Here is a 24,478-nt window from a genome sequence, read left to right on the forward strand (position 1 = left end):
CCCTATGCAATCCATAGTAGCAAAAAACAGATTAAGAAGGGACCGGCGTGGACGAAGTGGCATAAGCGTCATAGATTATCCGTGAATACACCGTTAACGCCCCATGCAAAAAGCTCTTTTTGACGAACAGGGTCATTGACCGTGTAGACGTTTACCGCGAAACCTGAAGCACGCAACGCATGAACAGTATGCCGATCTGTTATCACATCATCGAGATGGCAGGCGTTTACATTGAGAGAGCGAAGGTAGTTGAGAAGATCTTTTTTTTTGTGCTCCAGTAAAGCTGCAGTCGGGATAACGGGCGAGATAGTCTTGCTAAGCTGCAGATAGGGGTGGTAAAAAGAGGAGAGCAGGACCAGGGATTCCGCACCATATTTCTCTATGGCAGTGATGACGGTCTGCACCACCTCGGCATCATCGGCAAACGCTGACATATCTTTGATCTCGATGTTGAGGTATTGGTTCTCCTCTATAGCGAAGGCCAATGCCTGCTGAAGTGTCAGCAGCGGTTCGGACCTGCCGTTGAACCAGCTGCCGTAATCAAGGCTCTGCAGCTCTTCAAAGCTGAAGTCATTGACGTGCCACGGCTTTCTGTCTCGAAAGCGCTCTTTGGCATTGCTGGTGCGCCCCAGGGTCTCATCATGCATGATCACCGGCATGCGGTCACGGCTCAACTGCACGTCGATCTCGATGAAATCGCATTTTCCGATACTCGATCGCAGTGCGGAAAGGGTGTTTTCCGGTTGACGGGAGCGGTCGCCGCGGTGGGCCGCGACAAGATCGGGTTTTTCAAACAGTTTCAAAAAGTTCATACTTTCTCCTCTATTGAGAGCTGCTCTCAAGTGCCTGGGCGATGGCTCTCTTGACGCGTTCGTTGATTTCGTCATAGGAGAGACCGTCGGGATAGATTGGCGGAAGATACTGCAGTCGCACCTTGGCCGGTCTAGGAAAGAGTTCTCCTGCCTTCATCGCTTCAAATGTGCCGTCGATCATGACCGGGACAACAGGCACGTTGAGTTCCTTGGAAAGAATGGCGTAATATCTTTTGAAAGGGAGCAGCTTCCCGTCACGCGAGCGCGCCCCTTCGGGAAAGATCACGACGTTCGCCCCTCTTTTCAGAGGTTCGGCTGTCCGCTGCATCGCTGTTTTCAGATCATGGTTGATGTCGATCATGATCATCTGACTTATGCTTGAGAGCATGCCCAGAAACGAGCGCCCGAAGACCACCTCAAAGGCGAGGAAAAAGGTCTTTTTCAAGACGCCGTAGGGCAGAGAGGCTTCGACGACAAACCCGTCAAGCATGCTCTCATGCGACGGCGCGATGATGCAGGGCGCTTCGGGCAGGTTCTCTTTTCCGGTAACAGAAAGACGAAAGTAGAGCCGGAACAGCGGCAGCAGCGTGACCTTGTAGAGCAGCATTACGAAAGGGGCATAGGGAAGCGCATAATCGATGGGGTGATGGACGATCTCAGACCATGCCACATGCTGTTTCTCGCTCTTTTGGCGGTTTTCGGCGATATAGTCGCAGAGGTCCTGCATTACCATCCTCTCCGCAAAGAGAGCTTCATCCAGATGAACCCCGAAATTTTTCTCAACAAAAGTAAAGAGCATGACGTAATCAAGCGAGTCAAGCCCGAGGTCAAGCTCAAGATGCGATGAGGGGGAAATAGCCTGCGTTGTTACACCCTGAAGGTAGGTTTTTAGTTGTCTGTAGACTTCGGTACCCGGCTCTTCTTCCTTTTTCTTGGTACTTTCGCCGGCTGAGGAGATGGGTTCTTTTAAAATTCTGTAGCCGTCAAGTCTGATCTTGTCGATGGGATGCATATTGTAGATTTCAACGGCGTACCATTTGACCTGATCTTCGATGTTGACGATCTGCTGTTTTTTCAGCAGGTCAAAGTCGGGATAGATGAATGCTATATGCTTCCCGTCTATCTTTTGAACGGCGATCTCTTTAACGAAGTCTGCATCCTGCCTGACACGCTTTTCGATCTCGGATAAACGGATGCTCTCTTGTTCGCTCACTACCTGCTCCTTCTTGATCTTTTTAATCATACCAAAAAGAGCTGCAATAGTGAGCATGAAGAGTATCTAAAATGGCATAGAGCTGTGGTCGGATAGCCGTATCAATGGGAATGTTATCGCCTGTTTACGAAGAGAGAAAATCAGCAGTTTGGAAAGGTCTTTATTCCAGCACAATGTTGCGTTCATCACCTTTAACGGGTTTTGCCAATAATTCTTTTACCTGTTCGCCCGGCTTGGTGAGTGTGATATTGACGTCATTTTTTTGAACATCTTCCGACGTTGTTACAGAAGGTTTTTCTGAAGTACTGTTTTGTGGTTTTTCAATCACTATTTCAGCCATATCGTATGTACTGTTTTTCACTTCAGAGGTATTGGTCTCTGCGTTGTGCAGTTTTCTTGCTTTTTCCTGCATCTTTCGTGTTGCCTCAGCTGCTTTGGCTTCAAATGCTTTGCGTTTATCTTCACGTGCCTTCTCTTCAATGTCGTCAAAAATCTTCAGCTGTTTTTCGGCTTCTTTGACAAAAACGCTCTGCGGGTAGGCGTTGATAAAATTTGCGATCTCTTTTCTCGATTGACTGTTTTTTATCTGGGCATAGGCAATCTCATCTTGTGTCGGAAGACGATCGGGAAGTTTGAAATAAAAGGGGCGCTTTTGTGTAAGGGTGATATAAGGCTGAGGTTGGTTGTGCTGTTTTCGCACATAGCTGAGACCTCTTTTTAGCTCCTGCAGCTCCAACCCCTTTTTGTCGGCAAGCGACAGGAAGTCTTTAGTAAATGTGTCGGAATTGTTGAGTCTGTCAGGATAGGTGGCAATGAATGTTGAGAAATCATCAGCGGCTTTAATCGGTGCGTATGATTCTTTTTCCAATGCAAAAAGGGAGCCAAAGGGTGCCTCTTTCGCCCCATCGAGAACGATGATATTGAGTCGGTTGTGCGCACGTCTCATTCCCGTATAGACGGAAGTCATAGCAATGCCCTGGCGCGGTATCATCGCCTCTTCTGTGATACCGCTGTCGATTGGAACAAGGTAGTTTTTTCTCTTGGTTTGAACTAGGTGGCCGCTAAAGTAGAACAGAGCGACACCGCCGGGGTGCATTTTTTTGTTGAATTTTCTAAGCAGACGGATGAAATTGCGTTTATCGAGGTTCTCGCCGTAGTAGACATAAAAACCGTTTTGTTCCAGAAATTTACGTACGTTACGGGCATTTTGTATCGGTAATGTTAAGGCATGCTCATCATAGTTACCGTTGCCCACGACAATGGCGACACGGGCCTCTTTTTTCATCGTCTGCAGTGTCGGCGCTGCCCAAAGCGAAAGCATTAAAATTGAAAGAACCAAAGTAATACGCATCATAAAATCTAACCCTCTGAATGTAAATTGCGAATATTTTATCGGAGAATCCTTAAGATAAATCAGAAAAATTTATACCTATGTTTCAGAGGATTTTTTGATGTGAAATTATGATTGGAAATTTAGAAGAAGAGAAAGCGGCAATACGTCGCTTAGAGACTACTGCTTGTTGTCGTCTTTGGTAAGATAGACCCAATAATCTTTGTGTGATAGCCCCTGATTGAGAAAGTAAAACTGTAAGATACTTACACGATAAAGGGTGATCAACATCTTTGCAAAAGGAAGGATAAGCATCAGGACCATCCATGACGGCTGTTTCTTATCCCCTTTTGAAAGCACCATCTCTTGAACACCGATATTAAGGCTGAGATACCAGCCAAAAAGGAATGAGAAGACGAAGTTTAAAATAATGCCGAAAAGTATGACGGCGACAAAGTCTTGCTCATAATATCCTGCGATCATTAAAATATCAGGCTTTAGGCGTTATCGATCGCGTCTTGAAGGATCTTTGTCGCTGAGGCTTTGTTTTCGAAACCTTTGACTTTTACCCATTTGTTTGGTTCAAGCATTTTGTAGGTCTCGAAAAAGTTTTTGATCTTGTCAAGCGTATGTTTAGGGATATCGTCGATATCTTTCATCGCATCATAGGTAGGGTCGATTTTGGAGGTCGGAACAGCCAGAAGTTTTTCATCGATACCGCTCTCATCTTCCATGATCAATACACCAAGAAGACGGCAGTTGACAACACAGCCGGCTTGCATCGGATATTCAGTCAGTACAAGGATGTCTGCAGGATCACCGTCTTGAGAAAGTGTTTTATTGACAAAACCGTAGTTTGCAGGGTAGAACATAGCTGAGTGCATGACACGGTCAAGTACGACGGCACCGCTCTCTTTTTCAACTTCGTATTTGATGTTAGAACCGTAAGGGATCTCAATAATTGCTGTAACTTTTTCCGGGTTTTCACCATAACCGATTTTATCTAGGTTCATTAAGGGCTCCAATTTTTTAATGAGAGGATTTTAGCCAAAAGATGCTCAAAGAATTATTTAGAGCGGTGGAAAGTATGTGAAAAAGGTGGAGTTTATATACAACAACCTGCAGTCTGTCAAAGGCATCTTAGAGAGTGCTAGAAAGTAACATCATCGAAAATAGTAATTGCCTTTGTGACAACTTTGTAATGTTTTAAACTGCTTTGTACTAATATAAGCAAAATTCAGTGAAAAGGCTACGTATGGAAATGAATTCTGTATTTGAAGGCTTGAAAATCATGCTACTGGGTATGGGAACAGTCTTTGCTTTTCTCATCGTGATGATAGTAATGATGAATATCATGTCGAAAATTATCCACCGTTTTTTTCCTGAACCCAACGATGTTGAGAACAACGTAACGCCGGTTCAGAAAAACAATGCGAAGAAGATCGCCGCGATTACCGCTGCGATTATCCACCACAGAAGTAAGTAAATAAGGAAAAGAATGGCTAAGAAGTTTATAGATTTGATGGACACCACGTTCCGTGACGGATTCCAGTCCGTTTTCGGCGGACGCGTGCTTCTGAATGATTTTCTGCCTGCGGTAGAGGCAGCAAAAGCGGCAGGGATCACCCACTTTGAATTTGGAGGCGGTGCCCGCTTTCAGGTTCCTTTTTTCTACCTCAATGAAAACGCGTTCGACAATATGGACAAATTCCGTGAGCTGGTCGGTCCTGAAGCAAATCTTCAGACGCTGGCGCGGGGTGTCAATACGGTTATGCTCGATACGGGAAGCCGCGAGCTGATCGATCTGCATGCCAAAATGTTCAAAAAACACGGTACGACAACAATCCGTAACTTCGATGCGCTCAACGACATCAACAACCTGATCGACAGCGGACGCAGCATTGTCAACCACGGCCTCAAACATGAGGTGGTTGTAACGATCATGGACCTGCCACCGGGATGCGAAGGTGCCCATACGGTGGAGTTCTACGAGAAGATTCTTCGTCAGATACTTGATGCCGAGATTCCTTACCACTCTGTCTGTTTCAAAGATGCTACAGGTACGGCAAATCCGCAGAAGATCTACGACACCGTGAAGATGGCAAAACGCCTTCTTCCTGAAGGAACGCATGTCCGCCTGCACACGCAGGAAACAGCAGGTCTGTCGGTGGCACAGAACCTTGCGGCGCTTGAAGCAGGTGCTGACGGTATCGATGCGGCGGCCTCTCCGGTATCGGGCGGAACAAGTCAGCCGGATATCCTGGTAATGATGCACGCCATCAAGGGTAAAAACTACGATTTCGGCTTTGATTTTGAAAAAGTGCTTAAATATGAGAGCACGCTCAAAGAGTGCCTGAACGACTACTTCATTCCGCCTGAAGCAACAATGGTAGAGCCGCTGATCCAGTTCTCTCCGATGCCGGGCGGTGCTTTGACGGCCAATACCCAGATGCTGCGCGACAACAACATGATGGAAAAATTCGGCGATGCGATCCTTGCGATGCGCGAAGTCGTGGAAAAAGGGGGCTACGGCACCTCTGTGACACCGGTATCGCAGTTCTATTTCCAGCAGGCACTGAACAACGTGATGCAGGGTCCGTGGAAAGCGATCGCTCCGGGTTACGGAAAGATGGTACTCGGCTACTTCGGTAAGACACCGGTCGCGCCGGACCCTGAGATCGTCAAGATCGCTTCAGAGAAGCTGGGACTTGAGCCGACAACCGAAAATGCGGTCGATCTGGCAGATGCCGACGAGAGCAAATCTTTGGGACACTGGACAAAGCGTCTTGAAGAAGAGGGCATCGAGACGACAGAAGAGAACATCTTCATCGCTGCGGCGTGTCAGGACAAGGGAATCGCTTTCTTGAAAGGCGAAGCAGAAGTAAACGTACGTAAAAATTCAGAGATTCAAAAAGAGGAGAGAACAACGATGGCAGCAGGTAACTATACCGTAGTAGTAGATGGTCAGAAATTCAGTGTACAGGTAGCAGAGGGGACTGGTGACGTTCAGGTCGTCGCAACAGAGGGTGTAAGCGCTGCACCGGCAGATACGGGTTCAGGTGTCGGTATGGATATTAAAGCACTGCTTCCGGGTGCCGTTTGGAAGATCATTGCCAATCCGGGCCAGAGCGTTGCCGAGGGTGAGACGATCATGATCCTTGAGTCGATGAAAATGGAGATCGATGTTGTGGCGCCAAAAGGCGGTGTGATCAAATCAATCAATGTCGCGGTCAATGACAAAGTGGTTGAAGGTCAAGTCGTAGCAGTCATTGGATAATCAGATGAAGTCGATTGTACTGAAATTTTTGGCCTTAATGGTCGTGAGCTTCTCGCTTCACGCCTCTGACGCGCATGTCGCGGCGGTAGACGAGGAGAGAGCGGCATCGAGCACACATAAAGAAGAGACCTACCAACCGAAATCGCTTAGCGAGATGACAGCGGGTTTTTTCGCGTCGACAGGTATCAATGCGATTCTCAACCCCGATCCCAATGAAGTGAATGCTCATGGTGAAGCGATGAGTGATTTCCACAAATCATGGGGTCGAGTTGTCATGATTCTGGTCACTTTCCTGCTCTTCTACCTGGCGATCGCCAAAGGATATGAACCGCTTCTGCTGCTGCCTATCGCATTCGGGGGCCTTCTGGCCAATATCCCTGTTGCCAATATCGCCGGGCCCCACGGCTTCCTCGGTGTCATCTACAACATGGGTCTGGCCAACGAGATGTTCCCGATCATCATCTTTATGGGTGTCGGGGCGATGACCGATTTCGGTCCATTGCTCTCGAATCCTAAGACGGCACTGCTTGGCGGTGCGGCACAGTTCGGTATCTTTGGTACACTGGTCGGTGCGGTTGCCCTGTCACAGTACACCGATGTCTTCGATTTTACGCTGCAGCAGGCGTCTGCAATCTCGATCATCGGGGGTGCGGACGGCCCGACGTCTATCTTTATTGCGACGAAACTGGCACCTGAGCTTCTGGGCGCTATCGCGGTCGCATCTTACTCATATATGGCACTGGTCCCGATCATCCAGCCGCCGATCATGAAAGCACTGACAACAAAAGCGGAGCGTCAGATCAAGATGTCGACACTGCGCCATGTATCGCGTCTTGAAAAGCTTGTTTTCCCGATCATGGTTCTGAGCCTTGCGATCCTGATCCTGCCGGATTCGACACCGCTTATCGGTGCCTTCATGTTCGGTAACTTCCTGAAAGAGTCGGGTGTCGTTGAGCGACTGAACGATACGCTTCAGAACGCGCTGATCAACATTGTGACGATTTTCCTGGGACTGGGTGTCGGTTCCAAGCTGGCGGCAGATCAGTTCCTGGTCGTCGATACACTGGCAATCCTGATCCTTGGTCTTATCGCCTTCTCTGTCGGTACGGCAGCAGGTGTTATCATGGCGAAGATCATGAATCTCTTTCCGGGAACAAAGGTCAACCCGCTTATCGGTTCGGCAGGTGTTTCGGCTGTTCCTATGGCGGCGCGTGTCTCCAACAAAGTCGGTATGGAATATGACCGTTCGAACATGCTGTTGATGCATGCGATGGGCCCTAACGTTGCCGGTGTTATCGGTTCTGCCGTTGCCGCGGGTGTTATGATCTCCATCTTCGGATAATTTTTTATAGTGGTGGGGACCCCCGCCATCTTCGCTTCTGTTTTTTCCTTTTTTACCCTTTTTTATAAGATATTCGATAAGTTTTTATAAACTTAAGTGATTAATGGATTATTTTATATTATGATGAAGCCAATTTCAACGGATTGTTGCCCATAAAGCAATGATGAATGGGAGCTGTTAATGTTTTGGTTTGTTTTTATTTCGATAATTCTTTTTATTATTTTCCTTATCGTTATCCTTGTCTCAAGCAAAAGCTCGAATGACAAGACATTAAAACGTTTGAAAGAGGAACTTGAAGCCAAGAACAGAGGCTATGAAAAGCAAAAAACGCCTGAAAAAATAAAACCGAAACAAGCAAAACCGCTTCGTCCGCGTGAAGAACCGAAGGTCAAAGAGGCGCTTACTGCGGCAGCAGCAGCAGAAGCGCTTGCGTCTGTTGAAGAGACCGCTCTTCATGGCACTGAACAAGAGACATTGGCAGCAGGCGAGATAGCTGACGCTGAAGTGTCCATCGAGACTGATACGCCGCCTATCGCGTCAGCCGAAGAGGCATTTATACAAGAGGAAGAACCTTCTGTTGCAGAGGAAGCGGTAGTTCAAGATGAAGTAGCCGCCGGTATCATTGAAGAAGTTGCCGAAGAAAACAACGAAGTTGTCTCTACAGAAATTCCTTCGCTTTCAGAAGATATTGAAGAGAGCAGTGACGCTGTCGAAGTCTCTATTCAAGAGAGCGTGGAAGAACCCGAAGATCTTTCTACCGAAGAGTTGACGTCTACCGTTGAACCTGTTGCGGAAGAGAGAGCTGTTGAAGAAGTGTTTGCAGAAGCACAAACTGCTGAAACAAATGAGCCGAGTACCTCTTTTGCAGAATCTTTTATTACGGAAGAGGAAGAGTCTCAGCCAACTGCCGAAGTGTTCATTGAAGAAGAGGCGGCGGCTGAAGCTGAAGAAGAGCTCCTTCCGAAAGAGCCTTTCAGCGAAGAACCCGAATCAATGCCGGAAGAAATTGCTGAAGATACGTACAACTACCCGCCTTTTGACAACACTCGGGCGATGGAAGAGTTTGGCCTGCCTAAAGAAGATGCGGATGAATTCATTGTTGATCTGATTCAACAGATTGAAGAGGAGATGCCGGCTCTTGAAGTGGCCGTTCAGGCACAAGACAATAAACAGATCGAGAATATATCGCATATGATCAAAGGATCGGCGACCAATTTAGGTACGGGCGGTGCTGCCGATGTTTTGATTGATTTCAACACGTATATGAAGACCGGGAACGATCCTTTGGTCATAGCAGGGCATATGCGCAACCTTCACCGTTCGCTTGCCGAGTTGAAAGAGCAGTTTCAATAAGCCCCGCCTTTTTGCAGACCTGTTATGTACGCCCCTTCTTACATCGATCAGACAGTATTTTTGATGCCGAAGAGAGATCTCCTGGCAGGTGAAAAGTAATGCCGACACCGTTTCAGAATGAAGTGTATAAGGCAATTGAAAAGATACCTAAAGGTCGCGTGACCACCTACGGTGCCATCGCGTGTTACCTCAATACCAATGCCATACGGGCGGTCGGAACGGCGGTCGGTAAAAACCCCTATGCACCGAAAGTACCCTGTCACCGTGTTGTACTTGCAAACGGCAGTATCGGCAGCTATTCGGGTGAGGGCGGTGTAGAGCGGAAGATCGAACTGCTGCGCCAGGAAGGTGTGGCTGTCGAAAAGGGGAAAATCATCGATTTTGAAAAGCGGCTTTTTGATTACACAGGTTAATGGTAAGATAAATGATGATGCAGCAAGAAAGATACTCTTCAATTTGCGACCCACATTCTAAATAGTTGCTAAAATGGTGTTCAAGACGTCCGCTGCTTAACGATAAGTTAACGTTCATCAGCTACAATCAGCAATTATTTTAACCGGGAACCCAATGACAAAAATCATCAAATATTTCATCAATAACACCTCGTTGAACCATATGCTGCTGACGGTCTTGCTGCTGACAGGGGTGCTGGCATATATCAAGATCCCGAAAGAGATCTTTCCCGATGTCACCCTTAACATGATCATGGTCTCGGGGGGCTATTCCGGGGCAAGTGCCAACACGCTTGACAAGATGGTCGTGCGCGATATCGAAGATGATGTCAGCAGCATCAGCGGTATCAGTAAAATAGAGAGTGTGATCCGGCCCGGGGTATTTTCGGTCGTTCTGACGCTTGACGATGATGCGGACAGCTACATCGTCCTCAATAAAGTCAAGGACAAGCTCGCCAATATCCGCCAAAACATACCTGCCGATATGAACGAACCGGTGGCAGCCGTTCTGGACAAGAACCGTGACCTTGTCCGGCTCTCGATTGCTTCGAAGGATGCGGATTTCGAGAGGCTGCTGGAACAGGCCAAACGTATCAAAAGCAAACTCAGCAAGATCCCGCATATATCGGAAGTGGTCATCTACGGTGATTCGGAGCAGAAGCTGGAGATCAAGATCGATGAGGAGGCGATTGACGCCTATCGGTTGAGTGCCGCTGATGTGCTTACGGCGATCCAGAACCTCTCCTATATCTATCCGATAGGCGATATCGACGACAAAGAGAACTTTATCTATGTCTCTACCGCCAACGGAAAAGCCGATATCAATGAGTGGGAGAACACGCTTGTCGAGATCGGTTCAAAACGGCTCTACCTCAAAGACATTGCGGCGATCCGCCTTTACCATCCGCAGGATGTCACCTTGTCGACCTTTAACGGCGAATACAACCTTGTGCTGAAGATATCCAAAGATACGCAGGGCAATTCGATCGCCCTCTCCAGAGAGCTGCGCGAGTTTGTCGACACGGAGATCAAACCGCAATACCCCGATTTGACCTTCAACTTTTTTCACGACTCCTCGGAGCCTATCGAGGAGCGCCTGAGCATCATCATCGCAAACCTGACATTCGGTCTTATCCTGATCTTTTTTACGATGTACACGCTGATCAACCGCAACACCGCCATAGTCGTGACGATGGGGGTCCCTTTCGCCTTTATCATCGGCCTGATCTTTATCTACATGGGCGGCTACTCGCTTAACATGGTCTCGCTGATCGGTGCACTGCTGGTCGTCGGTATCGCCGTTGACGATGCAGTGGTGGTCTCTGAGAATATCCAGCGCCACATCGATGAAGGGATGGCGCCCGCCGAAGCGGCGATCGCGGGTGTTAAAGAGGTGATACTGCCGATCACGATGGCGACACTGACGACCGTCGCTGCATTTCTGCCGATGTTCATGCTGACGGGGGAGATGGGTCTCTTTATCAAACTGATACCGATCGTCGTGGTCATGGTCCTCTTCGGTTCGCTGATAGAGAGCTTCTTCTTTCTGCCGCTGCATTCGAAAGAGTTCCTCAAAAAAGGGACGAAGTCGCTTGACTGGTCGCCGGTGACGAGCCGCTATGAAAAAGTGCTCCACATCCTGATCCACTATAAAAAGTCAACGCTGGCGCTCTTTTTTATTGTCGTGCCGCTTCTGACGGTCCTGACGCTAAAGTCGCTGCATTTCCAGCTCTTCCCGGCGTTTGACGGGCGTACGATGAACATCTCGGGCAAGATGAACATCAACACCGACCTTGAGTCGACCTACAAGATCGCCAATGCGATCGAGAAGACGATCCTGGCGCACAAAGAGGAGCTCTTTGTCAAAAGCGTCTCAATGATCAGCGGCATGCGACGGACCTTTGCAAACTCCTGGGACACGGGGACAAATCTTTTCTACATCTCGTTGGAACTCGAAGAGCAGGTACCGCAGAACTGGGTCAACCACTATGTCAACCCTATCCTGGACTTCTCGTTCGAATTCAATCCGCCCGAAAAGATCCGCACGATCCCTTCGACAGAGGTCGCCAACCGTCTCCGCCGGCTGATCGCGCCGCTGCAACAGCAGTACGGCATCGACGAGCTCTCCGTACTGGAGCAGCGGGCGGGGATCGTCAAAACCGACATCAAGCTCAATCTTATCAGCAACGACGATGCGAAGATGAAAGAGGCGATTGCCATGCTCGAGTCCGAACTTAGTCAGATAGCGGGGGTTGAAGATGTCATTGACAATATCCGGTACGGCAAGATGGAGTACAAGATCAAGATCAACGCCTACGGCGAACAGCTCGGACTCTCTGAAGGCGCTGTCGCGCAGGTGCTTAGCGGCTATTTTCTCGAAAGCCGAAAAGCGCAGACCTTCGGCTCCGAAGGGGTCATAGATATTACGACCGAGTATGCGCAAAAAGACCGCCTTGAGACCCTGAACGAGTTTGAAGTACCGCTTCGAGACGGTCGTTACGTCAAACTCGAAGAGGTGGCCGATTTTATCAAGATACAGGATTACGAGAGCATTGAGAAAGAGGACGGCGATATCGTCAAAACGGTCAGTGCCAACGTCGACAAGAAGGTCATCACCGCATCCGAAGTGCTGAACCGTCTGGCAGGGCGTATCGATGCGATCGAGAAAGAGGGGATCCGTGTGGAGATGCTGGGTGAACGAGAGAAGAACGAGCAGCTCAAAAACGACATGTTGACTGCTGCGGTCTTTGCACTGTTTATCATGCTGATCCTGCTGCTGCTGATCTTTCCGAAGATAAAATATGCCCTGATGATCCTGTCTGTGATCCCGTTCTCCATTTTCGGCGCACTGCTGGGACATGTCATCATGGGGATGAACATGACGATGCCCTCCGTTATAGGCATTTTGGGACTTGCCGGTGTTGTGATCAACGACGGGATCATCATGCTCGACTTTTTGCACGGTACCCATGAACCTGCGAAATTCTACTACCGCGCCAAACTGCGCCTGCGCCCGATCGTCATCACGTCGGTGACGACATTCGTCGGACTTTCGACACTGATGTTCTATGCGACAGGCCAGGCGGCGATCATGCAGCCGCTGGCGATCTCTCTGGGCTTCGGTCTGCTCTGGGGTACGGTGATGAACCTTTTTTACCTTCCGACGCTTTACGCGATGGTCAACAGGATAAAAGAGGAGCCGTCCGGGCCTGTGAAAGAGGGCGTGACACCAAGGGGCTAGGCGCCGGGCCGGAAATATTTGTGCCGTTCTGCGGACGGACGCGAAAACAACGGGAACAATGGCCGCTATTTATCCAAGTTGGATAAAATAAGAACTTCAAAAAGAGGGTTAAAAAGATGAAAAGAATGTTTGCACTACTGCTGTTATCAGCTGCGGCACTGTTTGCCAAAGAGTACTATTCCAAAGTCGAACCGTACGAGGTCCTGACAATCGCATCCAATGTGTCGGGGCAGGTCACTTTTGCAGATGAGAAACGAGAGGGGAAAAAGCTTGACGGCAAGGCTTATATCAAGATCGATGACAAACTCGATCGCATCGAGCTGGAGAATGTCCGCAAGAAGATCACCCTGCTGCGAAACACGCTAAAGCTGAACGAGGCGATGCAGAAAAACTACGAAGAGATACTCGCAAAAAAAGAGACCAACTACGACAATATCAGAGAACTGAAGACAAAGTCGCTGATCGAAAAAGACAAAGAGTTCTATGATCTCGTCACAACGCAGAATCAGCTGATCTCTACGGAGAAAGAGGTTGACAACCTCAAGGTTCAGATCAATGATCTGAACCTTCGTGCAGAGCAGCTGCAAAAGAGCATTGACGACAAATCACTTTCGGCCACAGGGAAGGTCCTCTACCAGCTCAGCGTCAAAGAGGGGCAGGTGGTCAACCCCGGGATGGAACTTGCCAAGGTGGCCGACATTTCCAGGGCGAAACTGACTATCTTTCTGAATGCCGATGATATGAAAAATGCCAAAAGCAGGGTACTCTACCTCAATGGCGAAAAGAGCCGCTACAAGATCAGCCGCGTGTGGGCGATCGCCGACTCGACACATCTCTCAAGCTACAAGGCCGAGATCATCATCGATGCGCCGAAATATTTCTCGGAGCTGATGAAGGTGGAACTGAGATGAGTCTGACGACAGCCTGCCCCCTGGACTGTTACGACGCCTGCAGTATCGACGTCGTCGACGGAAAGCTCCGCGGCAGCAAAGATACCTATACGCACGGCTATCTCTGCCCGCATCTGAACCACTACGGCAACCATGAGCGCATCAGCACACCGCGCTACGAAGGCAAAGAGATCACGATGGAGCAGGCCCTGCATCTCCTTGAAGAGAAGATCGCGAGAGTCTCCGACCCTTCCCAGATACTGCACTACCGCGGGCGCGGCAACTTTGGTCTGATGCAGCAGGTGAGCGACCACTTTTTCGCCTCATACGGTGCGACCCTGACAGAAGGATCGCTCTGCGACGGTGCCGGCGAAGCCGGTGTCATAGAAGGGCGGGGCTCCAACCGGCTGCTTCCGCCGGAGCAGATCGAAAAAGCGGAGGTTGTGATCGTCTGGGGACGCAATATCCACACGACCAATTCGCATCTGCTCCCCTTTTTGAAAGATAAGAAGGTCATCGTCATCGACCCGGTCCGGACGAAGCTGGCCGAAAGTGCAGATTTCCATCTGCAGATCAAACCCAGGGGCGATCTCTACCTGGCACTGCTGCTGAGCCGATTCGTGATGATCAACTCGATGGAGGATACAGCGTTCCTGAAGGCATATGCCCCGGAATATGAGGATTTCTACGAGCTGACCCAGACGGTACGTATCAAAGCGGTCCTGGAGAGCATCGATGTCACGCTGGGGGATATCGGTAAGATACTGGATCTTGTCCAGGGACGACGTACGGTGATCCTTGTCGGCGTCGGGATCCAGAAATACCGCAACGGTGCAGAGGCAATGCGCGCCATCGACGGTTTGGGCGCACTGCTGGGGCTCTTTGGCAAAGAGGGGTGCGGCGTCAACTTTCTGGGCAATTCGGCAGAGGGGATAAGATCGCCTTTCAACCAGAGCTCAAAAGCAAAGAGCGTGGCTCTCGGCAATGTCGAGTTCGGCCGTTTCGAGCTGGCCTTCATCCAGGGGTCAAACCCGCTCAACCAGATGCCCGATACCAACAGGGTACGCGAATCGATCGCCAAAACTCCTTTTACGGTCTATTTCGGTCTCTATGAGAACGAGACGTCCGAGATCGCGGACCTGGTCATACCGGCGAAGAGCTTTTTGGAAAAAGATGATATCCGCAGTTCATACGGACATCCCGGGCTGCTTGATATGCCGAAGATCGCCGAGAGCGCGACGGGTATCAGCGAGTATGATCTGACTGAAAAGTTGTGCAAGGCCTTTGACATAGACATTGAAAGCGAACTGAGTTACCTCGAACACTTTCAGACCTTTGCTGAGGATACAGCGTACGGACAGATGGTGAAAGGGCGCGAAACACTCCCCTACACCGAAGGATTTGACACCGATGACGGCGAGTTTTGTTTCCTGGAGGAGTACGAATCTGATGCCGATCTTGAAAATGATCTGTTTTTATTGACGATCAAAAGCGAACATAGTCTAAACTCTCAATTCAAAAGAGAGAAGTGCGTCCATCTCAACAGTTCGCACGGACTTAATGAGGGTGACAGGGTCCGGATATCTTCGGACAACGGCAAGTTGGAACTTGAGGTCGCGCTTGATGAGCGGCTGAGAGATGACTGTCTCCTGATCTATTCCGGAACACCTGGGGTCAACCTCCTAAGTGATTCCAAGCTCAGTTATGAAGGCAAAAATGCCGCGTATCAAGAAAAAAAAGTAAAGGTAGAAAAATGCTAGAAAAATCTTATGTATTACCAACTTATGCCCGGGCAGACATTTCATTCGTCTCAGGCCAGAATGCGACGCTGACCGACAGCGAAGGCAAGGAGTATATCGATTTCACCTCGGGTATCGGTGTTGTGAGTGTCGGCCACGGTGACAACGCCCTTTCGCAGGCGCTCTGCGAACAGGCAAAAAAGATCATCCATATCTCGAACCTCTATCAGATAGCACCGCAGGAAGAGGCGGCGAAGAAGATCGTCCTTGAGAGCGGTTACGACATGCAGTGTTTCTTCGGCAACTCGGGAGCCGAAGCCAATGAAGGGGCGATCAAGATCGCCCGAAAATACGGCGAGGTCGACGGACAGCCGAAACGCTACAAGATCATCACGCTCAAGCATTCGTTTCACGGCCGTACCATCACGACGGTCAAAGCGACGGGACAGGCATCGATGCACAACTATTTCGGGCCGTTTCCGGACGGATTCGTCTATGCCGACGATATCGACCAGATCGCATCGCTGGTCGATGACCACACGGTCGGCGTGATGATCGAACTGATCCAGGGCGAGGGCGGCGTTCAGCCTATTGACAAGGAAAAGGTACAGAAGCTTGCCGCCTTTTTGAAAGAGAAGGATGTCCTGCTGATTGTCGACGAGGTACAGACCGGTGTCTACCGTACGGGCGAGTTCCTGGCGTCGAATGTCTATGATATCGAACCCGACATCATCACGCTGGCCAAAGGGCTCGGTGGCGGCGTGCCGATCGGTGTGGTGATGACGGGCAAAAAAGATGTTCTGGGAGCCGGCGATCACGGTTCGACTTTCGGGGGTAACTACCTTGCCAGCACAGCTGCAAGCACGGTGGTCGATCTCCTGAGCGCCTATAAGCAGAGCGGTGCGCTCGATGAGGCGATCATCGCCTTTGCCCAGAAACTTGAGGCATTGCAAAAAGCGCACAGCGACATCTTCACCGAAGCGGTCGGTTTCGGCCTGATGCGCGGGTTGCGTGTTGTCGATGCCGACACGCTGGCAGCCATTATCACTGCCGCGCGTACACACGGGGTGATGGTGCTGCGTGCAGGGCGCAATACGCTGCGTTTTCTGCCGCCGTTAACGATTACAAAGGATGAGATGGATGAGGGTTTTGCACGACTTGAAAAAGCTATCGGTACTCTGTAGTCTTCTTCTGGCTACCGCTGTAACGGCAAGCGGTGCAGAAACAGGCAGCGACCAGAACGCGACACTGCTCTTCGAGACCCAGCAGATGAGTGCCGATGAGCAGAAGGGGGCGGCTGCCTCCCTGGAGGAATACCTCTCCGAGCTTAAACGCCGACAGTTCGGCTACGAGTATGAAAAAGCGGACCAGGAGAGCTCAAAACTGCGCGACTCCTGGATCCAGCCGGTCAAGATCAGCTACAGCATTACGCGTCAGAACCCCTATAATGAGCAGGGGCGCGAAGAAGTTGAGAACCAGAATGGCGCGATTGCCATCGACCAGCCGATATTTCAGAGCGGCGGGATCATCTACGGTATCAAGTTCGCCAATGCATCGCGTGAGTATGCCAATTACAGTATCGACCAGCAGAAACGCATTATGATCAAACAGGCTGTCGACCTGTTGATGCAGATCAAGCAGTCGGAGCTGAGTATCGCAAAACAGCAGCTTCAGATCGCCAATTCCGAGATTAACCTTGAACAGAAACGCGAACAGTATCTTAACGGCCAGCTTGATTCGGGATTTCTGAACAATGCCATTCTCGAGAAAAACATCGCGGTGCAGGCACTGTATGACCTTGAGACGGGTAATGAACAGCTGATAGCACAGTTCAAAAAGATCAGCGACCTCGACCCCAAAAGAGCAAAGATTCCTTTTCTTGCACTGCTGGACGAAGGGACATTCCTGGCGCGGAACATCGACCTTAAACTGGCCGAAAGCGAGAGCGAGAAGAACCGTTACAACAAAAACGTGACACTGATGAAATATCTCCCTGCAGTGAACCTGCAGGCATCCTACAATTGGCAAAAGCAGCAGTCCAACTTTGTACTGCCTACCGGACCGACCACGATCCAGTCACCGGAAACGATCTACTATCGCTACGGACTGAGTGCTTCAATGCCCTTGGATATCAACAGCTACAATGACTTTGAAGCGGCAAAAGTCGAGTACCTGAAATCGCAAGTCGTCATTGATGACAAGAAACGCGAATTGAAACTGCTCTACGAGCAGGTGATGCAGAATCTGAAGAAGTACGACAAAAAGATCGCGCTGGCCGATGATAACCGGAACCTTTATGAAGCGCTGCTTGACGAGACCAGGGGACTTTTCAAAGCGGGATACAAAACGCAGTACGATGTCGACACCCTCTCGAACTCATTGGAGATCGAAGGGATTAATAAGAAGATCTACGAGATCGACAAACAGCTCGAACTTTTGAGCCTGTATGAAAAGGTGAGCAGTGACCTTTAGTAACTATATGACGCAGTGGCTCTATGGCGAACAGGGATACTATGCGACCTACCGCGCGATCGGTAAAGAAGGGGACTTCTATACGGCGGTCTCCGCCTCGAAGTTTTTCGGGGGCACCATTGCCAAGCATATTATTTCGCTGGTGGATGAGGGATTCCTGGCGAATGATGCCACTATCTGCGAGATCGGGGCGCACCACGGCTACTTCATTGCGGATGTGATCGAGTTCCTCTATACCCTCCGTCCCGAATTGCTTAAAAGTTTCAGCTTCGTCATCGTCGAGCGTTTTGATGCCCTGCAGGAGCAGCAGCGAAACTATCTTAACACCTCGTTCGGCGATGCGATCAGCCTTTCCCATGTCAAGAGCCTGAGTGAGCTGCATGTCGAGAATGCCTTTTTCATCGCCAATGAGATCTTCGATGCCTTTCCCTGCGAGCTCTTTTTCAAGGGAAAGACGGCGCGTGTCGAAGAGGACGGCAATGTCGAATTCGATGTGGATGACGAATGGGTCAGTGCAAAAGCCGCCAAATACCATAAAGACCGCGGTGAGATCGCGGTGGGCTATGAAGAGTTTGCCAGTGAGATGGCCTCTGCCGCCAAGACGTTTGAGTTTATGAGCTTCGACTACGGCGAGATGATGGCACGCCCCGACTTCTCGCTGCGCGTCTATGACAAGCATAAGGTCTACCCCTTCTTTGACGAGGAATTGAACCGCAAGGAGGCTTTCGGATCGACGGACATCACCTACGATGTCACCTTCGAGCATGTCAAGGATGCTTACGAAGAGGCGGGCGTGACCTTCATCGAACTCAAGGCGCAGATGACGGCGCTGGTCAACATGGGAATTCTGGAGCTGTTGGAGATGCTGCAGAAGAATGCGGATGAGAAGATCTACAAACAGGAGCTTGAAAAGGTCAAGATGCTTATTATGCCGGACTTCCTGGGTGAACGTTTCAAGATGATCCGTTTTAGAAAAGAGCGCTAATCCTTGCGTAATCGAAGTGATGGAATTTTCTTAGTTAGTAATAAATCTCTGAGCGATACAATAACAAAAATAAAAAAGAAGGTGTAGATATGCGTTCGATCCTGATGCTGTTTATCGTTACTGTTTTGCTCTACGGTGACAAAGTAGACGGGCGTACGCCTCTTCACAACTCGGTTTATTATGAAGATGAACCGTTAACCCGTTCTCTGATCGAAAAGGGGGCTGATGTCAATGCTGAAAATGCAGCGGGTCTGACGCCGCTGCATATCGCCATAAAAAAGCGTGACCTGAAGATGGCCCGGATATTAATGGAGAACGGTGCCGATATCGATGCACAGGACAACAGAGGCAACACAGTGTTGATCCTGGCGATCAAAAAACATAATCTTGAACTGGTGCGTTTTGTTGTTGTCAACGGTGCCGATGTCAACCTGGCCAATGATGACACGGTCACACCGTTGCACCAGGCAGCATTCACCGGGGATGTAAAAGTGGTGGACTTTCTACTCAAAACAGGTGCTGATCCTTTTGTGAAAAATGCAGACGGTTACACACCGCTTGATTTTGCTGAATACAAAAAGAACAAAGCGGTGGCGAATGAATTAAAAAACTATATGGGAAAAAAAAGATGACGATCATTGTAAACGGGCAAGAGAGAACGATAGAAGAGGGTGCGACACTGTTGGAACTTTTGAAAAAACTTGACCTTGAGGAAAAGGTGATGGCTGCCGCTGTCAATATGCAGATCGTCAAACAGGACCAATGGGGTGAGCATCGCCTCAACGACAGTGATAAACTGGAACTTTTGGACTTTGTCGGCGGCGGTTAACGCTTTTCATGGGTGACGACGGCAATGGCATAGTCGCCGTCATGGGTAATAGAGAGGGCAGAGGCCCGAATGCTGAATTGCTCTTTGACCTTATCGGAAAGTTCCAGAACAGGGGCCCCTTTGGCGGTTTTGGAGATCGTGATGTCGTGAAAACCGCATTCGGCTCCGATACCGCAGCCCAGGGCTTTTGAAGCTGCCTCTTTTGCAGCCCAGAACCCGGCGGCAGTCCGGTGGTTTTTTACCAGAATGATCTCTTGAGGCGATAAGAACTTATCCAAAATTTTATGGTCATATTTTTCGATCAGCTTTTTCATGCGATCGATTTTTATAAGATCGATTCCTATCATGCTACTCGCTTATAAGAAGTACACAACTAGTTTTGGCACTCTTTGATGTCCAGTTTCTTCATCAGTTTTTCAAGGATCTTGCCGCCTTCGCGATCATAGTCATCATGAAATTCGACAACAATGACCTTGCGTCCGTTTGCAATATCGCTCGTATAGCTGTTGTAATCCAGAGTACACTCTTTCAACACACTGTCCAAAGCCGTATTGATCTCTACACGCTGTTCATCGTTTGAATACGCTAACGATATTTTGGTGTAGCGCTCTTCGCCTTTATACTCTGCATCAATACATGGAACTGACATATATAAACCTCTTCTTGATATTGGTCAGATTATACAACAGAAAGATTTTAGATATTCTTGAAGCTATCCATATTGCAAATCTCTTCTCTGCATCTCCGTGCGTTGAGTTAAAACAGAAGCGAAGCAGTCGGTTTTTTGAAAGAGAACATGAGCTGCTGATTAGCTCATATATTGCGCTGGTTCAACATCTCTTCGGTCTCTTGCGAGGTTCTTGCCATGTAAAAGTCTGTAAAAGCTTCATCGCTCAGCGGTTTGGAGAAATAGTAGCCCTGGAAAAGATGGCAATGGTTCTGTTGAAGAAACGAGAGCTGTTGGGCTGTCTCCACCCCCTCGGCTACGACTTTGAGTTTAAATATTTTGGCCATATTCAGGATCGTAACGACCATGGCCTGATCCGAACTCTCTTTATAGAGATTGGAGATAAAACTGCGGTCGATCTTCAGTTCGGAGATCGGCATAGCGGAAAGATAGCTCAATGAAGAGTAACCGGTGCCAAAGTCATCCATTGAGAAGTGTATATTGCGAAGGGAAAGACGTTTCATGATGGCGACCACTCTATCGATATCTTCGACCAAGACGGTTTCGGTGATCTCAAAGACAAGCTTGCCGGTAAGCTCCGGTGTCAGATATGTGTCTGTCAGTCTCTCCACCCCTTCGATAAAAGTGCTGTGAAAGAGCTGACGTACGCTGATATTAATGGAAAACTGCTCAAGGTGCATGCCTTTTTTTGTCCATGAAGCAAGCGTTTTAAAAGACTCTTCCAAAATGTAGGTGCCCAATTCAACGATAAGCCCGGTTTTTTCCGCAATCGGGATGAACTTATCGGGCGGAATTGTGCCCAGAGTGTCGTTATGCCAACGCGACAACACTTCACAGCCGATCACTTTCTCCTGCGCATTGAATTGGGGTTGATACAGAAGCGTGATTTCACCGTGCTGCAGGGCGAAGTGGAGCTGGCGTTCGATCTGCAGATGCATTTCGATCCTTTTGGCAAGAGCATCATTGAAGATGATGACACCATCGCGTCCCTGCGCTTTGACCTCATACATGGCGATGTCCGCCTCTTTGATAAGACGATTGGCGCTCGATGAACTCTTGTCTACAACCTCTACGCCGATACTGGCACTGATGTAGAGATGATGAAGGTCAATAATATAGGGCTCTTTCAGAAGGGTCAACAGTGCTTTTGCAAGAAACATTGCTTCATTAAGGGCCTCTTCTCTGCTTTCGAACTCCTGTGAAACGATCACAAACTCGTCCCCGCCCAACCGGGCAACGATCTGATCGGCAGCGATAAGGCGTTCCATACGTGAAGCAACAACTTTCAGGAGCTTGTCACCGACATCATGCCCGAGTGAATCGTTGATGGTCTTGAAATGGTCCAGGTCGATCAGCATCATAAACGAGTAGCGTTGGGAGTGGTAGAGGTTTTTGACTTTCTGCGTTAGACAGTCGATAAAGTAACGACGGTTGTAAAGGCCGGTCAGGTGATCATGTGCGGCTTGAAAACTGCTGGTTTCTAAAAGCAGGTAGCTGGTATATGAGGAGTAATAGAGAACCCCGAGCAAGATGAGTGAAAAGAGTGCGAGAATATAGCCATACAGCTCACCGATAAGCGAAAAATAGATCGACAAGGGGATTAGAAGAAACATCAGTGTCAATGCAAAGAGCCGTTTGTCAGAAGTGAGGAGCGTCGAGGCAACCACCGAGGCCCCGATCTGCGTAAATATCGCGATATAGTTGAGATGCCCGCGCTCTTCTGTCACATAAAGTACAAAGATCAGGGTCCAAAGCGAAAAGATGACGAGAAAAAAGATCGAGACCTTGTTGTACCACTGCTTGGTCTCATTTGCATTCATCCTGTTTGGGATGTAGGCTTTATAGAGGCGGTACCCCCAGAATGAGACCAGCAGCGTCAATATATACCAGAACAGTGCAGGTTCGGCAATACCATTGATCCAGCCTAAAAAAATATATCCCAGTCCTGGGAAAAGCGAAAGCGCGATCAATAATAGGATCTGCTTACGAAGAAAAGTATATGATTCAGTGGTCTTCATAAAACAATCTTATAGACTATTCGTTTTGATTACTCTTAATGTTTTCAAAGTCATCAGGAATGAAGATGCTCTTAATAGCAGGATTCAAACAGATATATATTCTGTTTTACTCGCGAGATCGTGCGGGCAGGGGTGATATGATTTGTGGTTTATCGAGAAAAAAAGCTTCGGTTCTCAATTGATGTTCAAGTTGCCGTCGGTAAGTGTAAACTATTCATATTACTTTATCCAAAGAAAATATCCATTACAGGATATCTCTCTTTGGCATATCATCGACTCTGGTTTCGCACGAAAATTGTGAAAAGACAATATATTGTCTTTTTTTATTGATCTCCAAGCCGACGTCGGTACTTCGTACATCGACTCTGGTTTCGCTCGCCGAAAAGCCAAGCAGTTGGCTTTTCTCATTGGCGAGCTCACATCCAATCGATCAGTTTTGTTACTTCGTCGACGGCATAGCATTTGACGCCGTGGGTCTCTTTGGGCTTTTTGGCCAGAAGGACCTTGCTGATGTTGTGCATCTGCAGTTCGCGCAGCCGGGTGTCGACCTGAAAGACCTCCCGTATGTCACCGACAAGGGAGACCTCGCCGATGAAGACGGTCTCCTTGGAGATGGTGCGGTCTCTGAAAGAGCTGATGATGGCGGCGAGGACGGCGAGGTCGGCGGAGGTCTCATTGATCTTGATACCGCCGGCGATGTTGATAAAGACATCGTAGCCGTTGAGCGGGATCTCAAGCTTGCGCTCCAGCAGGGCAAGGAGCATGTTGAGACGGTTGTTGTCGAAACCGGTCGCCTGGCGTTTGGCGTTGGGCGCGTGCGAATCACTGACAAGGGCCTGCACCTCCAGGATGAGCGGGCGGGAGCCCTCCATCACGACGGTGAGGGCGGAGCCGGGCTGGGCCTTGCTCTGGTTGAAAAAGCGCGAGGAGATGTCTTTTGCCGAGACCAGCCCTTCGTTGCGCATCTCAAAGACACCGATCTCGTTGGTCGGCCCGAAACGGTTCTTGAAACCGCGGAGGATACGCAGCTCCTGGGAGCTGTCGCCTTCGAAATAGAGCACGGTGTCGACCATATGTTCCAGTACGCGCGGCCCGGCGATGGAACCCTCTTTGGTGATATGGCCGATGATGAAGATGGCGATGCCCCGCTCTTTGGCGATGCGCATCAGATCAAAGGTGATCTGGCGCACCTGGGTCACCGAACCCGGTGCGGAGGTGATGTTCTCGGAGTACATGGTCTGGATGGAGTCGATGATCAGAAACTCGTAGTCGCGCTGTTCGAGTTCAAAAAGGACCTGCTCGAGTCTGATCTCGCTGAGAAGGTAGAGGTTCTCGGCCGTGGCGTTGAGACGGTCCGCTCTGAGCTTGACCTGGCCTTCGGACTCCTCCCCGGTGACGTAGAGGGTGTTTTTCCCCGAATTGGCGATGTTCGCGCCGATCTTTAGGAGGAGCGTCGACTTGCCGACACCGGGGCTGCCGCCGATGAGCGTCAGCGAACCGGGGACGACACCGCCGCCGAGAACAAGGTCGAGTTCGATGTCGTTGCTGGAGTAGCGGGTGATCTCGGTATTGGTCACCTCGACAATGGCCTGGGCCTTGCTTTTGCCTGTCGGCGAAGAGGAGGTGAGCTTGACGATCTCCTGCTGCTGCTCGGTGAGCTCGACCAACGAGTCCCAGGCGCCGCAGTTGGTGCACTTGCCCATCCATTTCGGCGAGGTCATCCCGCAGTGCTGGCATTCAAAAAGTACTTTTTTCTTAGCCATTTGATATCTCTGATGTGTTGCTTGATTTTCGGGTGAAAAATCTATTCAATATTTTGCCTTGATGAAATGTTTTA

General features: G+C 49.4%; 22 protein-coding genes. 13 read left to right on the forward strand and 9 right to left on the reverse strand.

All coding sequences use genetic code 11. From position 1 onward, the window contains the following. Positions 1–68 precede the first annotated feature (68 nt). From WCY20_RS05065 to ppa, 5 genes are all read right to left on the reverse strand, one after another. Positions 69–812: a glycerophosphodiester phosphodiesterase family protein gene (locus tag WCY20_RS05065; protein ID WP_345977502.1), complete on the reverse strand. Its 744-nt coding sequence runs from the start codon at positions 810–812 to the stop codon at positions 69–71. 10 nt (positions 813–822) lie between these two features. Then, a complete protein-coding gene (locus tag WCY20_RS05070) occupies positions 823–2,025 on the reverse strand; it encodes a 1-acyl-sn-glycerol-3-phosphate acyltransferase (RefSeq protein WP_345977503.1) in 1,203 nt (400 codons plus the stop codon). Between the two features lie 160 nt (positions 2,026–2,185). Continuing rightward, a complete protein-coding gene (locus tag WCY20_RS05075; protein ID WP_345977505.1) occupies positions 2,186–3,379 on the reverse strand; it encodes a caspase family protein in 1,194 nt (397 codons plus the stop codon). Positions 3,380–3,535: 156 nt separating this feature from the next. Further along, positions 3,536–3,838: a hypothetical protein gene (locus WCY20_RS05080; RefSeq protein WP_345977507.1), complete on the reverse strand. Its 303-nt coding sequence runs from the start codon at positions 3,836–3,838 to the stop codon at positions 3,536–3,538. 14 nt (positions 3,839–3,852) lie between these two features. Beyond that, positions 3,853–4,368, reverse strand: a complete 516-nt coding sequence (gene ppa / locus WCY20_RS05085) for an inorganic diphosphatase (RefSeq protein WP_345977509.1) — start codon at positions 4,366–4,368, stop codon at positions 3,853–3,855. A 242-nt stretch (positions 4,369–4,610) separates the two neighbouring features. On the opposite strand from ppa, the gene WCY20_RS05090 reads away from it, so the two are divergent. The 13 genes from WCY20_RS05090 (at position 4,611) to thiS (ending at position 19,935) form a co-directional block, all read left to right on the forward strand. Further along, positions 4,611–4,841: an OadG family protein gene (locus WCY20_RS05090; RefSeq protein WP_345977510.1), complete on the forward strand. Its 231-nt coding sequence runs from the start codon at positions 4,611–4,613 to the stop codon at positions 4,839–4,841. Between the two features lie 12 nt (positions 4,842–4,853). Further along, positions 4,854–6,632, forward strand: a complete 1,779-nt coding sequence (locus WCY20_RS05095; protein WP_345977511.1) for a biotin/lipoyl-containing protein — start codon at positions 4,854–4,856, stop codon at positions 6,630–6,632. Positions 6,633–6,636: 4 nt separating this feature from the next. Continuing rightward, complete coding sequence (locus WCY20_RS05100) at positions 6,637–7,974, forward strand: sodium ion-translocating decarboxylase subunit beta (protein WP_345977513.1); 1,338 nt, start codon at positions 6,637–6,639, stop codon at positions 7,972–7,974. Between the two features lie 180 nt (positions 7,975–8,154). After that, entirely contained in the window at positions 8,155–9,327 is a 1,173-nt protein-coding gene (locus WCY20_RS05105; RefSeq protein WP_345977514.1) for a hypothetical protein, read from the forward strand. A 98-nt stretch (positions 9,328–9,425) separates the two neighbouring features. After that, the gene (locus WCY20_RS05110; RefSeq protein WP_345977516.1) at positions 9,426–9,740 is read left to right on the forward strand and encodes an MGMT family protein; all 315 of its coding nucleotides are present in this window, start codon (positions 9,426–9,428) and stop codon (positions 9,738–9,740) included. A gap of 154 nt (positions 9,741–9,894) precedes the next feature. Continuing rightward, the gene (locus WCY20_RS05115) at positions 9,895–13,020 is read left to right on the forward strand and encodes an efflux RND transporter permease subunit (RefSeq protein ID WP_345977517.1); all 3,126 of its coding nucleotides are present in this window, start codon (positions 9,895–9,897) and stop codon (positions 13,018–13,020) included. A 116-nt stretch (positions 13,021–13,136) separates the two neighbouring features. Next, complete coding sequence (locus WCY20_RS05120) at positions 13,137–13,931, forward strand: HlyD family efflux transporter periplasmic adaptor subunit (RefSeq protein WP_345977520.1); 795 nt, start codon at positions 13,137–13,139, stop codon at positions 13,929–13,931. After that, the gene (locus WCY20_RS05125; RefSeq protein WP_345977522.1) at positions 13,928–15,670 is read left to right on the forward strand and encodes a molybdopterin-dependent oxidoreductase; all 1,743 of its coding nucleotides are present in this window, start codon (positions 13,928–13,930) and stop codon (positions 15,668–15,670) included. Before WCY20_RS05120 ends, WCY20_RS05125 begins: the two co-directional genes overlap by 4 nt. Then, the gene (locus WCY20_RS05130; RefSeq protein ID WP_345977524.1) at positions 15,664–16,833 is read left to right on the forward strand and encodes an aspartate aminotransferase family protein; all 1,170 of its coding nucleotides are present in this window, start codon (positions 15,664–15,666) and stop codon (positions 16,831–16,833) included. The genes WCY20_RS05125 and WCY20_RS05130 overlap by 7 nt, the downstream gene beginning before the upstream one ends. Beyond that, complete coding sequence (locus WCY20_RS05135) at positions 16,790–18,121, forward strand: TolC family protein (protein WP_345977525.1); 1,332 nt, start codon at positions 16,790–16,792, stop codon at positions 18,119–18,121. The genes WCY20_RS05130 and WCY20_RS05135 overlap by 44 nt, the downstream gene beginning before the upstream one ends. Further along, entirely contained in the window at positions 18,111–19,106 is a 996-nt protein-coding gene (locus tag WCY20_RS05140; protein ID WP_345977527.1) for an SAM-dependent methyltransferase, read from the forward strand. The genes WCY20_RS05135 and WCY20_RS05140 overlap by 11 nt, the downstream gene beginning before the upstream one ends. Before the next feature lie 89 nt (positions 19,107–19,195). After that, positions 19,196–19,738, forward strand: coding sequence for an ankyrin repeat domain-containing protein (locus tag WCY20_RS05145; RefSeq protein ID WP_345977529.1), 543 nt, complete (start codon positions 19,196–19,198; stop codon positions 19,736–19,738). Further along, positions 19,735–19,935, forward strand: a complete 201-nt coding sequence (gene thiS, locus WCY20_RS05150) for a sulfur carrier protein ThiS (RefSeq protein WP_345977531.1) — start codon at positions 19,735–19,737, stop codon at positions 19,933–19,935. Before WCY20_RS05145 ends, thiS begins: the two co-directional genes overlap by 4 nt. Here thiS and acpS read toward each other — a convergent pair. The 4 genes from acpS to radA all read right to left on the reverse strand — a co-directional run bounded on the left by acpS (position 19,932) and on the right by radA (position 24,404). Beyond that, positions 19,932–20,282 (reverse strand): holo-ACP synthase, encoded by a 351-nt coding sequence (gene acpS / locus WCY20_RS05155; protein WP_345977533.1) that lies wholly within the window; start codon positions 20,280–20,282, stop codon positions 19,932–19,934. The genes thiS and acpS overlap by 4 nt on opposite strands. A gap of 26 nt (positions 20,283–20,308) precedes the next feature. Then, the gene (locus tag WCY20_RS05160) at positions 20,309–20,584 is read right to left on the reverse strand and encodes a hypothetical protein (protein WP_345977534.1); all 276 of its coding nucleotides are present in this window, start codon (positions 20,582–20,584) and stop codon (positions 20,309–20,311) included. A 164-nt stretch (positions 20,585–20,748) separates the two neighbouring features. Then, positions 20,749–22,641 (reverse strand): EAL domain-containing protein, encoded by a 1,893-nt coding sequence (locus WCY20_RS05165; protein WP_345977536.1) that lies wholly within the window; start codon positions 22,639–22,641, stop codon positions 20,749–20,751. A 416-nt stretch (positions 22,642–23,057) separates the two neighbouring features. Next, positions 23,058–24,404: a DNA repair protein RadA gene (radA, locus tag WCY20_RS05170; protein ID WP_345977537.1), complete on the reverse strand. Its 1,347-nt coding sequence runs from the start codon at positions 24,402–24,404 to the stop codon at positions 23,058–23,060. Between the last annotated feature and the right edge of the window lie 74 nt (positions 24,405–24,478).

The sequence above is a fragment of the Sulfurimonas sp. HSL3-7 genome, assembly GCF_039645985.1.
Classification (GTDB): Bacteria; Campylobacterota; Campylobacteria; order Campylobacterales; family Sulfurimonadaceae; genus Sulfonitrofixus; species Sulfonitrofixus jiaomeiensis.

Excerpts from the sequence above, each read along its gene's own strand:
- WCY20_RS05115 (WP_345977517.1), top strand. The coding sequence starts at position 9,895 with ATGACAAAAATCATCAAATATTTCATCAATAACACCTCGTTGAACCAT.
- WCY20_RS05165 (WP_345977536.1), bottom strand. The coding sequence starts at position 22,641 with ATGAAGACCACTGAATCATATACTTTTCTTCGTAAGCAGATCCTATTA.
- WCY20_RS05065 (WP_345977502.1), bottom strand. The coding sequence starts at position 812 with ATGAACTTTTTGAAACTGTTTGAAAAACCCGATCTTGTCGCGGCCCAC.
- WCY20_RS05090 (WP_345977510.1), top strand. The coding sequence starts at position 4,611 with ATGGAAATGAATTCTGTATTTGAAGGCTTGAAAATCATGCTACTGGGT.
- WCY20_RS05120 (WP_345977520.1), top strand. The coding sequence starts at position 13,137 with ATGAAAAGAATGTTTGCACTACTGCTGTTATCAGCTGCGGCACTGTTT.
- WCY20_RS05130 (WP_345977524.1), top strand. The coding sequence starts at position 15,664 with ATGCTAGAAAAATCTTATGTATTACCAACTTATGCCCGGGCAGACATT.
- WCY20_RS05100 (WP_345977513.1), top strand. The coding sequence starts at position 6,637 with ATGAAGTCGATTGTACTGAAATTTTTGGCCTTAATGGTCGTGAGCTTC.
- WCY20_RS05135 (WP_345977525.1), top strand. The coding sequence starts at position 16,790 with ATGAGGGTTTTGCACGACTTGAAAAAGCTATCGGTACTCTGTAGTCTT.
- WCY20_RS05110 (WP_345977516.1), top strand. The coding sequence starts at position 9,426 with ATGCCGACACCGTTTCAGAATGAAGTGTATAAGGCAATTGAAAAGATA.
- WCY20_RS05160 (WP_345977534.1), bottom strand. The coding sequence starts at position 20,584 with ATGTCAGTTCCATGTATTGATGCAGAGTATAAAGGCGAAGAGCGCTAC.
- WCY20_RS05125 (WP_345977522.1), top strand. The coding sequence starts at position 13,928 with ATGAGTCTGACGACAGCCTGCCCCCTGGACTGTTACGACGCCTGCAGT.
- WCY20_RS05105 (WP_345977514.1), top strand. The coding sequence starts at position 8,155 with ATGTTTTGGTTTGTTTTTATTTCGATAATTCTTTTTATTATTTTCCTT.
- WCY20_RS05075 (WP_345977505.1), bottom strand. The coding sequence starts at position 3,379 with ATGATGCGTATTACTTTGGTTCTTTCAATTTTAATGCTTTCGCTTTGG.
- radA (WP_345977537.1), bottom strand. The coding sequence starts at position 24,404 with ATGGCTAAGAAAAAAGTACTTTTTGAATGCCAGCACTGCGGGATGACC.
- thiS (WP_345977531.1), top strand. The coding sequence starts at position 19,735 with ATGACGATCATTGTAAACGGGCAAGAGAGAACGATAGAAGAGGGTGCG.
- ppa (WP_345977509.1), bottom strand. The coding sequence starts at position 4,368 with ATGAACCTAGATAAAATCGGTTATGGTGAAAACCCGGAAAAAGTTACA.
- WCY20_RS05080 (WP_345977507.1), bottom strand. The coding sequence starts at position 3,838 with ATGATCGCAGGATATTATGAGCAAGACTTTGTCGCCGTCATACTTTTC.
- WCY20_RS05095 (WP_345977511.1), top strand. The coding sequence starts at position 4,854 with ATGGCTAAGAAGTTTATAGATTTGATGGACACCACGTTCCGTGACGGA.
- WCY20_RS05145 (WP_345977529.1), top strand. The coding sequence starts at position 19,196 with ATGCGTTCGATCCTGATGCTGTTTATCGTTACTGTTTTGCTCTACGGT.
- acpS (WP_345977533.1), bottom strand. The coding sequence starts at position 20,282 with ATGATAGGAATCGATCTTATAAAAATCGATCGCATGAAAAAGCTGATC.